This is a genomic window from Mesorhizobium sp. M1A.F.Ca.IN.020.06.1.1, assembly GCF_004023265.1.
In the GTDB taxonomy this organism is placed as follows: domain Bacteria; phylum Pseudomonadota; class Alphaproteobacteria; order Rhizobiales; family Rhizobiaceae; genus Mesorhizobium.
In genome coordinates this window covers 1-15312 of record NZ_RZSR01000024.1, presented here as the reverse complement: position 1 = coordinate 15312, position 15312 = coordinate 1, and the positions used below count along the sequence as shown (strand labels likewise).

Genomic DNA, 15312 nt, shown 5'->3' with positions numbered 1-15312 from the left:
TCACTATTGTGCCCTGTCCGACAGTCCGCGAAGCCGATGGTCTTGCGCTATCGTCGCGTAACGTGCGGCTCTCCCCAGCCCAACGCGCCATTGCCCCAAAACTAGCATCGGTCCTGCTCGATACGGCCGAGCGGCTTGCACGCGGCTCTCCCATCCTGCCTACGCTTGATGAAGCGCGTGCAACAATTCTGGCTGCCGGCTATCGCGAGCTCGAATACCTGGAGCTTCGCGGAGAAACAGACCTGCAATCGTTAGCAAGCCTTGACCGACCGGCACGCTTGCTTGCTGCGGCTTGGCTTGGCGACACGCGGCTCATCGATAACGTCGCAATATCACCCATCGGTAGTTGGTCAGGTGCGCGGAGCTCTCTCCAATCGGAAGCAGCACAGCAATTGCGGTGATGACGGCGGCGCGTCGTACGCCCTGCAGGGACAGGCCATCATTTAGAACCACGTCTCCGCCCGGCTTCCAGCAACCTCCGCGAGGTAGGCAAAGCGCAGATGCATCGCGTATTTGAAACCTTGGTCGAGCAACTCTCTGCAAGCGTCGATGCCGTCGATCTCCATGAGGCAATGGCGTCCGCCGCAGCCGGGTTCGACTTTCCGTTCTTCGCTTATTTCACCTACCCATCCGCTTCCGGCGACACGCCGCGATTGATCTCGAATTATCCATCATCATGGACATCACATTACCTGCAACTGCGCTACCACAGCGTGGATCCCGTGATCCTGCGGGGACTGCGAGGCTGGGATACCTTCGACTGGGGTGTGGACCGCGATCACCGTTATTTGCCGACCTCGCAGCAGGAAGTCCTGGAAAAAGCAGCTGAGTTCGGCATTCGCGGCGGACTGACCATGTCGATGCATGATCATCGCGGCCGGTTCGCCGCACTGACCTTCGCCTCCAACGAGGCGCATCCGCCACTTTTGAGGTCGCTGACGCGCTACGAAAAAGCAATGCAGTTGGTTGCGATCAACGTTCATATCCATGCCCGGCGCAGGCTCGCCGAAGATTGCGTGGTAGATGGCATAACGCTCACCCCGCGGGAGTTCGAGTGCCTGAAATGGGCGGCGTGCGGCAAGTCGGCCTGGGATATCAGCCAGATTCTCGGTGTCTCGAAACGCACCGTGACCTTCCATCAGGAAAACGCCAAGGCGAAGCTTGGCGTGCGAACCATCAACCAGGCCATAGTGCGGATGGCTGCTCGGGCGAGATCCTGATCCTCTCCAAGGCTAGCTGTAAAGGTCTACAGGCTGCATTCATGACGGCTTTGCCCTTCGATTGCGTGGACACATCCCGCACGGAGACGACAATGATGCAGCTGATAACACCCGACTGCTACGCCGAGTTCGCGAGCGAACTCAGGGAAATGCACGGGCTTAGGTATCGGGTTTTCAAGAAGCGGCTCGATTGGGAAGTGCAGACCGAAGGCGAAATGGAAACGGACCCGTTTGACAGCCTGAACCCCGTCTACCTACTTCTCAAGGGGTCCGATTGGCGAACTTGCGGCTGCGTCCGCCTTTTGCCGACCACCGGACCGACTATGTTGCGCGATACGTTTCCGGCGCTGCTGGATGAGATGGTGGTCCCTGCGAGTGCCGATATCTGGGAGAGTAGTCGTTTCGCGCTCGATCTCCCTGCGACAGCGCCGAAGGCTGCTGGCGGCCTGGCACAAGCAACCTACGAGCTCTTCGCGGGCATCATCGAATTCGGCTTGGCCAACAATCTCTCCGGGATCGTAACGGTGACAGATACGCGCATCGAAAGGATCCTTCGTCTCGCGACCTGGCCGTTGTCACGTATCGGACAGCCCCAGCAGGTCGGCAACACCGAGGCAGTCGCCGGCTTCCTCGAGATTTCCTACGCCAGTCTCTTGCGCATCCGCTGGAGGGGACGCCTGAACGGGCCGGTGTTGTGGCAACCAGTTCTCGTCCAATCGGCATAGCGCCTGCGGATGGTCAGCCGTGACCTGGGTTAAGTCTGCTCACGGCCGCCACCGCCCGCCGTCAAGCTGAGCGGACCCGGCCCCACGAGCATTCGACTGTTCCGGTCGATCGACTCGCGCGGCCGGACTTCGGATTTCCGTAGGCGCAACCCGCAGTCCAGCGTGAGCACGCCAAAGTGGCGCCCGTCCGCTTGGAAAGAAGCCAATGTGGCTTCTGAGATCGCCTTGGAATATTGGACCGGCCGCCGTGAGCGATCCCAACCTCAAACCTTTGCCGGTATGCCGGTTTGGCCGGACCGTCGGCCAGTCGGAGCAGTCCCCCGATAAGGACCCGAGCTGACGCGCGATCCAACAGCGCCCAAGCCTATGCTATGTGCATTACCGTTCGGTTGGCCATATCGTCCAAGACCGCATGAAGAAGCCTTCCAACCTCCTGCGCAGCGAACTCTGGCGCAATTCCTACATCGGACAATTGAATGAGCATTTTCTTGGCAGCACAGCGCCAGAACGCACTCGCCGCCTCGCCGTTCTTGGTCTCGAGGGCCTGGGCGATACTTTCGACCAATGTGCGTCGCCGATGCAGCGGAAATACGCAAATGTTTGAGTCATGCATCAATCACCTCACAGTTTCAGTTCCACAAAGAAAACACCGGCGTCTTCAAAAGCGCCGCTTAGCGCGGTGACGGTTCGCGGCGACATGACGAGTTCCACTTCCCCTCGACAAGCCATTGGGCGATGAGCCGCCGGACCGCACATCCGGACCGCACATAAGGTGAACCACCATTGCTGATCCGGCTGCGTTTCCTGTGCCGTTCCGCGACGAGGCGTTCCAGCCCGAATTGACGTCCAATGACTTGATTTCTGAAAGGGCAGGGCGGCACGAATCACCCGACTGTTCCGCCGCTTACATTCCTGCGAGCTTGTGTATGAATGATTAAAGCGTGCCCGAGCCGTTCTTGGTGGCCGCAGAAGGGAATCATGTCATCCGCGCCTATCGTAAGGCCGCGCGACTTCTAGCATGGCTGCACTGCCCCGACAGGGCTTTGCAATCGCGCGTTTCGAAGCCTATGCTTGGCATCGGCCGTCAGTTACTTCGGATGCAGCCGACAGTAAGAGGTACGCGCTCTTGCCCGCATGAGAGAGAGCCTTGCCCGAATCCCTTTTTCGCAACCGGGTGCTGAAATCCCTTTCGCCGGAGGACTTCGCGCTGTTGCGACCATCGCTGCATCGCGTCGAACTGGACATCAAGGCTCAGTTGGAGATCGCGCATCAGCCGATCAGGAATGGATATTTTCCCGAGAGGGGCATCGCCTCGGTGGTCGCCACCATGACCGGCGGACGGCAATGTGAAGTCGGCATTATCGGATATGACGGGATGACAGGAATTGCCCTCATTCTCGGACAGGACAGCTCTTCCAACGAGACCTATATCCAGGTCGCAGGCAATGGCTGGCGCCTGCCGGTTGAAATCATTCGTCCTGCGGTTGCGGAAAGCCCGTCGCTGCGCACGTCAGTGCTGGACTATGCCCACGCGTTCCTTGTCCAGTCGTCCCGGACGGCACTGGTCAATGGCCACTCCAAAATCGAGGAACGGCTGGCCCGCTGGTTGCTGATGATCCATGACCGCTCTGACGGAGACAAGATCTACCTGACGCATGAATTTCTGGCGACCATGCTCGGCGCCCGCCGTCCCGGGGTCACCACGGCCCTGCAAATGCTTGAATATCGAGGACTTGTCCGTGCCAAGCGCGGCGAGGTCACGATTATCGACCGCGTCGGATTGATGGAACTCACGCATGGCGCTTACGGCGAGGAGGAGCAACGTTATTTCGGCCTGGCCACCGCTGCCTGATTGTCCGGTATCGGACATAGGCTTGAAGGCTGCCGAACTCCCGTCCTAGATCGTGTCAGTCAGAGTTTCAGGGAGGCGGGTGAAAAAGCCGCCGAAGCCTATGTTCTGTCCAGAGGCAAGGCCCGGTTCCTCTCCACCGCCCAGGCGATCCGCGCCATTCGAACGCTTATGCCGGCGTGCAAAGCGACCGATCGCGAGTTGAGGAATTGGTGGCGGCGACGTCCATCGTTCACGGTGTGCCCGTCGCCTTCGACGCAAAAACAGCCGAGGGAGTAGAACCACGGCTGCATTCCTAGGAGGGCATGCCGCGCCGTCCAGACTGTCAGATCGGGCATTCGTCAGATGGTTGTCCGCTAACTTAACTGGCAGAGTCTACAGGACGTGTCCAGCATTGCGAACTCACCGATCGCTTGGCGGCCAAAGCTGCCGGCAAGCGATCGCCTCATCCAGCCGTCTGCACCATCTCATCACAGACATCATCGGTGATGCTACCTGCCCAGCATATGTCCAGCATTTCGCAGGGCGGCCAGAAGGAGCCTCGCATAGCCTGTGACATCGATCTGGGCCTGCATGGACAGGGGCATGCTGGTCCAGTTCTCCAATGGTGCAATGAAAGGTGAGAAGGTGCCATTGACAAGGCAACAGCAGCTAACAAGGCCCTCTCGGTCCAATGCCACCACACCGATCTTGTCGCCTGGATATCCAATGGCTGCGACTCGCTGGACCTCCAGGTCACCGTCAACCCGCACGTCGAAAAGAAGGCTACCACGGCTCCTCGTGGCTATCTCAGCCGCCTTCTCATCAAAGCTTGAAGAGAGCAAGCGGACGCTTTCCACCGCCATCTGGAAAATCACCAAATCCAGTTCATTCACGGCCATATGGGCAATTGCGCGCAATGGGTGGTGATTGCAATGACACACACTGCTTGTTCACAGATGTCGGTCACGAACGATCATTCGTCGGGTTCCGGTTCCGACCAACGGTGTGGCCACCTGATCGTGCTGCGGTTCGAACATTCCTAACGCGAGCCGAGCGCTGTTGATGAGGATGGAGTCTAGGTCTCGGGCCCTGCCTCGCGGCTTGCTCATCCTTGGCAGACCCCTTGCAACGCCGCCGCGATGGCGCAAACGCAGATGACGCTGATCCATCGCTTAATCGTGAACTGAGCTTCTGAACACCCTTGGTGGGACAGCAGGGTGGAAGGGCTTGACCAACGCTGCCGCCGTTTTCGAAGAGGGCCCGTCCTCGATTGAATCTTTGGAGCCCCGTGCGGCGCGCAGGAAAATGTTGACCATCTGGACGCAGGTCCCAGACCCCAAGGCAAACAGGGAACCTTCCAGCCAGCCAAGCTGCGCCGAAGCAAAGAGCGACCTTTGGAATTCCCAAGAACGGACCCTTCCATAGTTGACTGGCAACCGCAGCGCGAGTGCGGGAGAGCGAACAAGCACTGCGTGAGAGGTCCTGCGCGTTTTCCCCTCTTTGCTATTTGGCACATCGCTTGCGCCGAAGTGGGCGCAGCGTTCGACCGGAGCACTGCATGGGAGAAGGAGGAGCCCCACCCCGATCCGGTCAAGGAGAGAAACGGTGTTGGTTCCACAAGTCCCCATAGCGAACGCAGCGGCCCGCAAGCGCCATTTTGCCCGGGCCTACGTGCAGATGCTTGCCGCCATAATCCTGGGTGCTGCAATCGGCTATTTCCATTTGGAGACCGGCCAGAGCCTGAAGCCGCTCGGCGATGCCTTCGTCGATGTCGTCAAGATAATCACCGTACCTGTCATCTTCCTGACAATAGCGACCGGCATTGCCGGCATGAGCGATCTGCAGAAGGTCGGCCGAGTTGCCGCCAAGGCGATGGTTTATTTCCTCACCTTCTCGACACTTGCACTCGTTGTCGGACTGATTGTCGCGAATATCGTTCAGCCTGGCGCCGGCCTCAACATCGATCCGGCCTCGCTCGATGTCCAAGCCGTTAAGGGCTATGTGGCCACGGCTCACGAGCAGTCCGTGACCAGCTTCCTGATGAACATCATCCCATCAACCATTGCCAGTGCCTTCGCGGAAGGCGACATCCTGCAAGTCTTGTTCTTCTCGGTCCTGTTCGGCGCGGTCTGCCGCTACAACGGCCGCTCGATCTTCTCTCTCGTCCGATACATCAAGGACGAGCTGCTGCTCGCAACGTCCTCCTCGGAGGCCGCGCTGCCCTCGCTCATGGAGAAGATGGAAAAGGCCGGCGCCACGCATTCGGTCGTGGGTCTCATTCCATTCAATCTGGACGGCACGAATATGATGCTCGCCGCCCTCTTCATCGCCCAGACGACGAAAACTGATCTGCCGATCGGCTGCCGGATCCTCATGCTGTTCGTCGCATTGTTCCCTTCGAACGGAACAACCCGCATTACCGGTGCAGGCCTCGTCACAATGGCTGCAACGCTCTTTCTTGTTCCGGCCGCACCGGTCACCTCCGTGGGTCTTATTCTTGGCGTCGATCAGCTTATGTCCGAATGCCACGCGCTGACGATATTTCTCCGCAGCGTAGCGGCAACGCTGGCTGTCGCCCGGTCTGGGGCGAGCGGGATAAACGACGATTCGGGGAGCGCCTCACTAGCGGACCGTTCAGCGCTCTGGCGGTGGACGGTCAAGTCGCCCGGCGTGGTGAACGCAGTTCCCCGCGCGAACGACGCTCAGCTATTGGGGTGGGCCCGATGGCGCAAAGCCGTATTTGAGAAACCGCCAGATCGCACCCGCACCTGTGCGCCTGTAGCAACTGCGGGGCACGATCAAAAGCGACCCATTTTACACCGAAAAGGCGGGCCGTTGCTGCCACGCCGTCCATGGATTGGAGCCTCATGTCTAAGACAACGGCCACCACTCTCGCGGTTCTCCTTTTTCTCCTCGCCGTGCTGCTTTCCGTGCTGGCGAGCCATAATAGCGCGCACCCGCCGCGGGAAAGGCCGCCCCCGCCCATGCAGTCGTGCCAATGGACAGTCAAAAGTGGAGCGGCGCACTCGTCAACGACCCCGCTTCGCCAAATCGCCGGCAACCCGGAAGGTCCGGGGACCCTTCAGCGCTCTGCCGGGCGGACGGTCAGTCGCCCGGCGTGGTGAATGGCGGTCGCGGTTGCCCGGCCCGCGCGAACGACGCTCAGCTGGGTGGGGTGGGCCCGATGGCGCAAGGCCATCTTTCCAGAAACCGCCAGAGCGCACCGGCATCTATAGCTGTGCGCCCTCGCGACTGCGCCCTGTGGCAAGTGCGGGGCTCGATCAAAAGCATTTTACACCAAAAGGCGGGCCGTTGCTGCCACGCCGTCCATGGATTGGAGACTCATGTCTAAGCCGACTGCCATCACTGTCGCAGCTCTTCTTTTACTCCTCGCCGTGCTGGCGAGCCAATATAGCGCGAACCTGCACCGGCAGGCGTGGTCGATCGACAGGCAAAAGTGGAGCGGCGCATTCGACAACGACCCCCTTCGCCAATCGCCGGCAACCCGCAAGGCGATGCCGTTCTGGTCATATTCAATGACTACCACAACTGTCCGCATTGCAGACTGGCAGATCTCAACTACCAAAAAGCCTTCAAGAATGATCCCAATCTGAAGCTTGTGATCAGACGGTTCCCGGTCCTGGGACCGGATTCCCAATCGCACTCGCCTCGAGAAAACAGGGAAAGTTCGACGAATTCCACCGCGCCCTTATGACTTCCCCCAGTTGGATCATTGAAAGGATCACTCTCAAGATCGCAGCGCGTGTGGGCCTTGACGTGGAGCAGCTCAAGCGGGAATGCAAGATCCGGCCATCGCAGATGAACTTGCGCGCGTCCGCGCACTCGCGAAAGGTCTGCACATCGACCGTACGCCCGCGTTGGTGGTCGGCGATATAGTGATCGCCCACCTGGTCGACATGGCCAGCTTGCAACGCTTGCTCGCCGATGCGCGCTCAAAGCGTGCAGGCTCTCGTGCGGGGCAGCATCTGTAGATCGGCCACGCTGTTGTTGCCGGAGCGTGCCGTTTGTGGCAGCTGGCTTTGCTGTTGCTCCTCGGCATCTTGTTGCGGTCATCCAGCTGCCGTGGGCGCCAACAACAATCCTGAGCGCCCGCGCCTGAAGGCGCTGGCCGGGTGCTCGTGAACCGAGCCCGCTTATCTTCGCCAGGCTCAGGCGGTCTTGGCCCTGCGGCTTCGCCCCCTGGCGCGGGGCAGCCTTCGGCTGCTGACGGTCGCCGGCCTGTCGGCCGGCGTCGTTTTTATCGTGGCCTTCCCCGGTGGCGCAGGGCGGGCAGCACTCCCTTCTAGGCCCGCCGCGGCGTCCCGCAACCCTTCGCTTTCGCTTCGGGTCCTCCACTCCGTTCCGGTCCTGCGGATGCAGTCCGCCTCCGACGTCGGGCCTTTCCGGTCGCTTTCGCCGCCCACCCCGCTTCCGGGGAGGGCGCGATTGAAGAGCGGAGGACATCACGATGCGTGCAAACAACAAACGTTGCGGCAGCCGACAGGCTGGCGCAGAGAGTGGCGGGCGCACCGGCGCCAGCCTTTATCAGGAAATCACCGACCGCATCATTGCCGAACTGGAGCGCGGCACCGTGCCATGGGTCAAGCCGTGGGGCAGGGCAAGGACAGGCCTCGGCCTGCCGCGGAATGCGGCCACCCAGCGCCGATATTCCGGCATCAATATCCTGATCCTGTGGGGCGGGGTCATCGATCGCGGTTTCCCCAGCCAGAACTGGCTCACCTTCCGGCAGGCGCTTTCCCTAGGTGGCAATGTCAGGAAGGGTGAGCACGGCACCACCATCGTTCACGCTGACCGCTTTGTTCCCAAGAACGAAAAGCAACGCGCCGACACCGATGGCGACGAACCGCAGGCGGTGCCCTTCCTGAAGCGCTTTACCGTCTTCAATGTCGCGCAGTGCGATAATCTGCCCGAACATCTTTATGCCGCCGGCGAGCCTCTGCCTGAGCGCGAGATGGTCCCGCAGGCCGAGGCGCTCATTCATGCAACCGGCGCTGATTTTCGCATCGGCGGCGAGCGCGCCTTCTACATGCCCGGCAGCGACACCATACAGGTGCCGCCGCAGCCGGCTTTCTTCCACCAGATCGACTATTACCGGACCTGCTTTCACGAGCTTGGCCACTGGACCGGCCACCCGACGCGACTCGCGCGCGACCTGTCCGGCTCCTTCGGGTCCAACACCTATGCGCGCGAGGAACTGGTCGCCGAAATCGCATCAGCCTTCATCTGCAGCAGTCTCGGCATCGAGCCGACCGTGCGCCATGCCGACTACATCGGCTCATGGCTGACGGTTTTGCGCGAGGACAACCGCGCCATCTTCCGCGCCGCAAGCCATGCCTCGAAAGCCGCCGATTTCCTGCTTGGCCGCAATGCCGATGTCGAAGGCGAGGCACATGCCGAAACCGCCTATGGAAGCGCGCAATCATCACACGCGGCCGCCTTGCGCCTCTGATGACGCAAAAGCCGCGCAACCAACTCGACAGTTCTTTTGAGGTTGCGCTAACATGGCCGGCGTTGGCGCCGATCGTTTATCGGATCGAGGTTCGCAAAAAAAGGGCGGCATTGCTGCCGCCCCTCGTTGCGAAAGCTGCCAGAGCTGGATTAGAAATCCATACCGCCCATGCCGCCCATGCCGCCCATGCCGCCGCCACCCATGCCGCCAGGCATGCCGCCGCCGCCAGCCGACTCCTTCTTCGGAGCCTCCGCGATCATGGCTTCGGTGGTGACCAGCAGGCCGGCCACCGAGGCCGCGTCCTGGAGAGCGGTGCGGACAACCTTGACCGGATCGACGATGCCCATGGCGATCATGTCGCCATATTCGCCGGTCTGGGCGTTGTAGCCGAAGGTCGCGCCCTTGTTCTCAAGGATCTTGCCGGCAACGATCGATGCTTCCGCACCGGCGTTGGCCGCGATCTGGCGGGCCGGAGCCTGCAGCGCGCGACGCACGATGGCGATGCCGGCGGTCTGGTCGGAGTTGGCGCCGACAGCCTTGATGCTCAGCGAAGCGCGCAGGAGTGCGACGCCGCCGCCGGGAACGATGCCTTCTTCGACGGCCGCACGGGTCGCGTTGAGGGCGTCATCGACGCGGTCCTTCTTTTCCTTGACTTCGATCTCGGTCGCACCGCCGACGCGGATGACGGCAACGCCGCCCGCCAGCTTGGCGAGACGTTCCTGCAGCTTCTCCTTGTCGTAGTCCGAGGTGGTCTCCTCGATCTGCTGCTTGATCTGGGCGACGCGGCCCTGGATCTCGGCCTTCTTGCCGGCACCATCGACGATGGTGGTGTTCTCCTTGGAGATAGACACCTTCTTGGCGCGGCCGAGCATGTTGAGGCCAACATTCTCGAGCTTGATGCCGAGGTCTTCGGAAATGACCTGGCCACCGGTGAGGATGGCGATGTCTTCCAGCATGGCCTTGCGGCGATCACCGAAGCCCGGCGCCTTGACTGCGGCGATCTTCAGGCCGCCACGCAGCTTGTTGACGACCAGCGTGGCCAGGGCCTCGCCTTCGACGTCTTCCGAAATGATGACCAGCGGCTTCGAGGTCTGCACGACGGCTTCGAGGATCGGCAGCATGGCCTGGAGGTTGGAGAGCTTCTTCTCGTGGAGAAGGATGTAGGCGTCTTCCAGATCCGCAACCATCTTGTCGGCGTTGGTGACGAAGTAGGGCGAGAGATAGCCGCGGTCGAACTGCATGCCTTCGACGACTTCGAGTTCGGTCTCGGCGGTCTTGGCTTCCTCGACCGTGATGACGCCCTCATTGCCGACCTTCTGCATTGCTTCGGCGATCATCTTGCCGACCGAAGCATCGCCGTTGCCGGCGATGGTGCCGACCTGGGCAACCTCTTCGGAGGTCTTGATCTTCTTGGCGTTCTTGATCAGCGTCGCAACGACGTCGGTTACCGCGAGGTCGATGCCGCGCTTCAGGTCCATCGGGTTCATGCCGGCGGCAACGGCCTTGTTGCCTTCCTGGACGATGGCCTGGGCGAGAACGGTCGCGGTGGTCGTGCCGTCGCCGGCGATGTCGTTGGTCTTTGAAGCGACCTCACGCACCATCTGCGCGCCCATGTTCTCGAACTTGTCCTCGAGCTCGATCTCCTTGGCGACGGTGACGCCGTCCTTGGTGATGCGCGGGGCGCCGAACGACTTGTCGATGACGACGTTGCGGCCCTTCGGACCGAGGGTGACCTTCACCGCGTCGGCGAGGATGTTGACGCCGCGCAGCATGCGCTCGCGGGCATCACGGGAAAACTTTACGTCTTTTGCAGCCATTGTAAGCTCCTGGCAGGGGTTCGGGTCGAACCCGCAGATTCAAGATTCAGTTGACGGTGAGGCCGATGATCAGCCGATGATGCCCATGATGTCGGATTCCTTCATGATCAGAAGGTCCTCGCCATTGAGCTTGACTTCAGTGCCCGACCACTTGCCGAACAGCACACGGTCGCCGGCCTTGACGTCCAGCGGCACGAGCTTGCCGGCTTCGTCGCGAGCGCCGGAGCCGACGGCGATGATCTCGCCTTCCTGCGGCTTCTCCTTCGCCGTATCCGGGATGATAATCCCGCCGGCGGTCTTGGATTCGGATTCGACCCGGCGAACGACCACGCGGTCATGAAGCGGGCGGAACTTGGACTTTGCCATGTTGTCTTCCTCGAATGAGAACGGTGAGAACTGTTCCTCCATCCGGCGAGGCCGCCGGATATAAGTTAGCACTCACTTAGGGCGAGTGCTAACGTGGCGCTGAGATAGGCTGGTGGCTTGCGAGAGTCAAGGCGCGCGGGGAGGGGCAACAGCGCAATTTTTCTCAGGCGGAGCCCTGGGCGGAAATGCGGTGGCTGCGCGAAGCGTGGGCGAGCAATCCAGCCCGTTTAGTCCGGGCGCTTCGGCGAGCGCAACACCAGCAACGGGCAGCGTTCGGCCAGACCGTATGTGCCGCTAGAGGCCAGCCGGAGATCGTCGAAGAAGGTCCGGGCTTCCTCGATGAGCGCTGCCGCGGGGGCGAAACTATAGACGGCGGACGAGTCCCGGTAGACGTCTATGGTTCCGATGACCGGCAGTTCCCATCCGGTTCGGGCCGACAGCTCCTCGCGATCGGGAAACGCCCTGTCGAAGTGTTCGAGGATGGCTTTGACCGGGATCGTGTAATCCGGCGCGTCGCCGATCGCGGTCATGGCCACGAGCCATTTCAGCTCATGGAAAGTCGAGACGCCGCCGCTTAGCGCAAGATCGCGGACATCCTTCGGGTCGTCCGGTGTTTCGGGAGAGGCGTAAAGCCTGATGCCGGCGCGGCCGTCGGACCTGAGCGCGCGCGCGATCGTCGCAAATAGGGTGCGCCTGAGGCCGGCGGCGCCGATGACCGAGAGACATCCGTCGCCGATCAGCGCCTCGACGCTTGCATCGGCGAACGGCAGATCGAACCAGTCGCCCTGCACCGCCTTGCGCGTATCGGTGTCGCCCGGCCAGATGCCGGCAATCATGTCCGAAGACTCGTCGACCGCCGTCAGCGTGGCGCCGAGCCCGGCGAGCTCGGGTGTCACGCCGAGCATCACGACATCCGACGGGGCAAGGCCGAGCTCGCGATCGTAGGTTTCGATAACCTCCGCCGGCGGCCGCAAGGGTGAGCCGAGCAACTGCCAAGGTTTGCGAATTGCATTCCAATGCTCGGTCATCCAAACCCCAGCCCGGTAGCGCGTTGTATCCGATCGAATAGTGGACGACGCTTGATAGGCCAAGTGGGGAACAATGGCACGCATCGCCGTCATCACGCATGAGTTCGACCGCTTCCAAAGCCGGCGCGGGCTGCTATGGCGCCGGGACAGCCCGTACATGCTCTTCGATCTGCTGGAGGAACTGAAGCGCCGCGGCCATTCGGTGCAGGTCCTCAGCGGCACGTCGGCGAAGCCGGCCGCCGATATCGCGGTGCTGCATGTCGATGCGACCGTAACGTCGCCCGATTATGTCGAGTATGCCCGCGCCTTTCGCTTCTGCCTCAATCTCGGCGCCGCCGACATTTCCAAGCGCCGCATTAGCGGAGCCGTCGTCGGCAAGGACGACGGCTGGAAGGGGCAGGTTATCGTCAAGAGCAGCCTCAACCATCGGGGAACGCCGGAACAGCAACTGAATCGGCGCGCGCGGCGCGCCGGCAAGCCGATGCCGTTTCCCGGCGTCGAATCTTTCGACCAATACCAGATCCATGCCTCGCTCGCCGACGTTCCGGCCGAGCTGTTCGGACGCGAGGACCTCATTGTGGAAAAATTCATTCCCGAGCCTGAGCCGGATGGCTTTGCCGCCCGTTTCTGGCTGTTCTGCGGTGAGCGCGAGCGCTGTACACGCCATGTCTCGCCGCAGAGCCTGGTCAAGGGCGACGACACGATCCGTCGCGAGGCGGTTCCGGTGCCGGACGAGCTTCGCGCGCTAAGGCGCAAGCTGGGCTTCGACTACGGAAAGTTCGATTTCGTCATGCATGAGGGCAGGGCGGTGCTGCTCGATGCCAACAAAACGCCTGGACGCGCCCGCAATCTGTCGAGCTTCATCGCGCCGGCAATGCCAATCTTGCCGACGGCTTCGAAGGGTTGATCCGCCAACACGCTTAGATATTCATGCCGCCCGAGACCTCGATGCGCTGGGCGTTGACCCAGCGATTGTCCTCCGACAGCAGCGAGGCGATCATCGGCCCGATATCGTCGGCGACGCCGGCGCGGCCGAGCGCCGTCATGCCAGCCACGACGCGGTTGATCTCGGCGTCGTCGCGCACATGGCCGCCGTTGAAGTCGGTGGCGATGGCGCCGGGCGCCACGGTGTTGGCGGTGATGCGGCGCTGGCTGAGCTCCTTGGCGAGGTAGCGCGTGAACACCTCGATGCCGCCCTTCATCATCGCATAGGCGGCCGAGCCCGGAACCGAGAAGCGCGCCAGCCCGCTCGACACGTTGACGATGCGGCCGCCATCGTTGATCAGCGGCAGCAGCGCCTGGGTTAGGAAGAACACGCCTTTGAGATGGATGTTCATCAGCGTGTCGAATTCCTCTTCCGTCGTCTCGGCGATCGGCTTGCGCAGGCCGGTCCCGGCATTGTTGACGAGATAATCGAAGCGGTCGCGCTGCCAGGTTCCCTGAAGCGTCTTTCTCAATGCCGCGACGAAAGCCGGGAAGGTGGTAACGGCGCCGGTGTCGAGCTCGAGCGCCGCGGCGCGGCCGCCTGCGGCCTCGATCTCGGCGATCGCCGCCTTCGCCTCGTCGGCGCGCGAGCGGTAGGTGAGGATGACGTCGACGCCCTTGCGGGCGAGGTTGAGCGCTGTGTTGCGGCCGAGGCCGCGGCTGCCGCCGGTGATGAGGGCAATGGCGCGAGTGGTCATGGTGAAAATCTCCGTCTTGGCGATGGTGATCCATATACTCGCGCGAATGACCGATATAATCTGGCATGGATTGCCAACTCTATTCAAGATTTGCGAACAATCCGCGATGGACAGGTTCGACAGCATGCGGCTCTTCACCCGCGTCGTGGAACGGCGCAGCTTCACGGCGGCCGCTGCCGATCTCGGCCTGCCGCGCTCCAGCGCCACCGCCGCGATTAAGCAGTTGGAGGAGCGGTTGGGCGTGCAGCTGCTGCGTCGCACCACGCGCCACGTCACCACCACGCTCGACGGTGAAGCCTATTACCAGCGTTGCATCGGCATCCTCGCCGACATCGAGGATGCCGAGGGCGGCTTCGGCGCGCATGAGGTGCGTGGGCGCCTCAGCGTCGACGTCAACGGCCATATGGCGCGCACCTTCCTGCTGCCGGAACTGCCGGCGCTGCTCGCCCGATATCCGGGCCTGACCGTGCATATCGGCGAAGGCGACCGCCTCGTCGACCTCGTGCGTGAAGGCGTCGATTGCGTCATCCGGGCCGGCACGCTTCCCGACAGCGACATGATCGTGCGGCGTCTCGGCATCGCGCGCGAAATCACCGTGGCCAGCCCCGCCTATCTCGAACGCCACGGCGTGCCGCGCACGCCGGACGACTTGGCTGGGCACATGATGATCGGCTTCGTGTCGTCGCGCACGAGGCAGGTGATGCCGCTGGAATTCACCGTCGACGGCATGGTTCGCGAGATCGTCCTGCCGTCGCGGGTCACGGTCGCCAATTCGGACACGAGTGCTGCGCTGGTCCGGCTGGGCTTCGGGCTGTTCCAGGCGCCAAGGCTCCGATATGCGGACGACCTCGAGGCAGGCCGGCTGGTCGAAGTGCTTCCCGATTTTCCGCCGACGCCCACGCCGATCTCGGTGCTCTATCCGCCGAGCCGGCAGTTGTCGCCACGGGTCAGGGTGTTTGTCGATTGGCTGGTGGAGATCCTGGGGCCGAAGCTGGATGCGGGGTAAGTTGGCAATCGCGGAGGGGATCGTATCCAGCGGTCGTCATCCTAGGGCGGAGCAAGGAGCGAAGCGACGCGCGCAGACCCTAGGATCCATGCCGTGACGCTAAGGCGTTGCAAGGATTGCAGAATTCTCCGCCGTTGCGCTCTATGACGGAGTCGCCGCATGGATCC

The 15312-nt window shown here is 62.0% G+C and carries 15 protein-coding genes and 1 pseudogene; 10 read left to right on the top strand and 6 right to left on the bottom strand.

The genetic code is table 11. The annotated features are described in order from the left end of the window. The 3 genes from EOA60_RS02380 to EOA60_RS02370 form a co-directional block, all read left to right on the top strand. Positions 1-401 (top strand): pantoate--beta-alanine ligase (locus EOA60_RS02380; RefSeq protein ID WP_164899167.1); only part of this gene is annotated, 401 nt, incomplete at its 5' end. Positions 402-500: 99 nt separating this feature from the next. Next, positions 501-1220, top strand: coding sequence for a LuxR family transcriptional regulator (locus EOA60_RS02375; RefSeq protein WP_029354898.1), 720 nt, complete (start codon positions 501-503; stop codon positions 1218-1220). Positions 1221-1312: 92 nt separating this feature from the next. Then, complete coding sequence (locus EOA60_RS02370; protein ID WP_029354900.1) at positions 1313-1945, top strand: acyl-homoserine-lactone synthase; 633 nt, start codon at positions 1313-1315, stop codon at positions 1943-1945. A 364-nt stretch (positions 1946-2309) separates the two neighbouring features. Here the strand turns inward: EOA60_RS02370 and EOA60_RS38690 are convergent, their stop codons facing one another. Next, the gene (locus tag EOA60_RS38690; RefSeq protein ID WP_029354901.1) at positions 2310-2558 is read right to left on the bottom strand and encodes a DUF6074 family protein; all 249 of its coding nucleotides are present in this window, start codon (positions 2556-2558) and stop codon (positions 2310-2312) included. Between the two features lie 534 nt (positions 2559-3092). On the opposite strand from EOA60_RS38690, the gene EOA60_RS02360 reads away from it, so the two are divergent. Further along, a complete protein-coding gene (locus EOA60_RS02360) occupies positions 3093-3797 on the top strand; it encodes a Crp/Fnr family transcriptional regulator (protein ID WP_029354903.1) in 705 nt (234 codons plus the stop codon). A 488-nt stretch (positions 3798-4285) separates the two neighbouring features. Here EOA60_RS02360 and EOA60_RS02350 read toward each other — a convergent pair whose 3' ends face one another. Continuing rightward, positions 4286-4675: a hypothetical protein gene (locus tag EOA60_RS02350; protein ID WP_029354905.1), complete on the bottom strand. Its 390-nt coding sequence runs from the start codon at positions 4673-4675 to the stop codon at positions 4286-4288. Between the two features lie 709 nt (positions 4676-5384). On the opposite strand from EOA60_RS02350, the pseudogene EOA60_RS38685 reads away from it, so the two are divergent. The 4 genes and pseudogenes from EOA60_RS38685 to EOA60_RS02335 all read left to right on the top strand — a co-directional run. Further along, positions 5385-6356 (top strand): annotated as a pseudogene (locus tag EOA60_RS38685) (cation:dicarboxylase symporter family transporter); the annotation flags it as partial. 856 nt (positions 6357-7212) lie between these two features. Beyond that, positions 7213-7491, top strand: a complete 279-nt coding sequence (locus tag EOA60_RS38680; RefSeq protein ID WP_329609616.1) for a thioredoxin domain-containing protein — start codon at positions 7213-7215, stop codon at positions 7489-7491. An 82-nt stretch (positions 7492-7573) separates the two neighbouring features. Next, positions 7574-7768 (top strand): hypothetical protein, encoded by a 195-nt coding sequence (locus EOA60_RS38675; RefSeq protein WP_051695369.1) that lies wholly within the window; start codon positions 7574-7576, stop codon positions 7766-7768. A 476-nt stretch (positions 7769-8244) separates the two neighbouring features. Next, complete coding sequence (locus EOA60_RS02335; RefSeq protein ID WP_051695374.1) at positions 8245-9246, top strand: zincin-like metallopeptidase domain-containing protein; 1002 nt, start codon at positions 8245-8247, stop codon at positions 9244-9246. A 149-nt stretch (positions 9247-9395) separates the two neighbouring features. Here the strand turns inward: EOA60_RS02335 and groL are convergent, their stop codons facing one another. The 3 genes from groL to EOA60_RS02320 all read right to left on the bottom strand — a co-directional run bounded on the left by groL (position 9396) and on the right by EOA60_RS02320 (position 12457). Beyond that, positions 9396-11063, bottom strand: a complete 1668-nt coding sequence (groL, locus tag EOA60_RS02330) for a chaperonin GroEL (protein ID WP_128311043.1) — start codon at positions 11061-11063, stop codon at positions 9396-9398. Positions 11064-11132: 69 nt separating this feature from the next. Further along, positions 11133-11429: a co-chaperone GroES gene (gene groES, locus EOA60_RS02325; protein WP_095801333.1), complete on the bottom strand. Its 297-nt coding sequence runs from the start codon at positions 11427-11429 to the stop codon at positions 11133-11135. Between the two features lie 227 nt (positions 11430-11656). Continuing rightward, entirely contained in the window at positions 11657-12457 is an 801-nt protein-coding gene (locus EOA60_RS02320) for a methyltransferase domain-containing protein (RefSeq protein ID WP_127335585.1), read from the bottom strand. 73 nt (positions 12458-12530) lie between these two features. Here EOA60_RS02320 and EOA60_RS02315 point away from each other — a divergent pair, with 73 nt between their 5' ends. Further along, the gene (locus EOA60_RS02315; RefSeq protein ID WP_245322391.1) at positions 12531-13364 is read left to right on the top strand and encodes a hypothetical protein; all 834 of its coding nucleotides are present in this window, start codon (positions 12531-12533) and stop codon (positions 13362-13364) included. 13 nt (positions 13365-13377) lie between these two features. Here EOA60_RS02315 and EOA60_RS02310 read toward each other — a convergent pair whose 3' ends face one another. Next, the gene (locus EOA60_RS02310; protein ID WP_095801140.1) at positions 13378-14139 is read right to left on the bottom strand and encodes an SDR family oxidoreductase; all 762 of its coding nucleotides are present in this window, start codon (positions 14137-14139) and stop codon (positions 13378-13380) included. A gap of 106 nt (positions 14140-14245) precedes the next feature. On the opposite strand from EOA60_RS02310, the gene EOA60_RS02305 reads away from it, so the two are divergent. Continuing rightward, complete coding sequence (locus EOA60_RS02305; protein ID WP_067324844.1) at positions 14246-15145, top strand: LysR family transcriptional regulator; 900 nt, start codon at positions 14246-14248, stop codon at positions 15143-15145. The last annotated feature ends 167 nt before the right edge of the window (positions 15146-15312 follow it).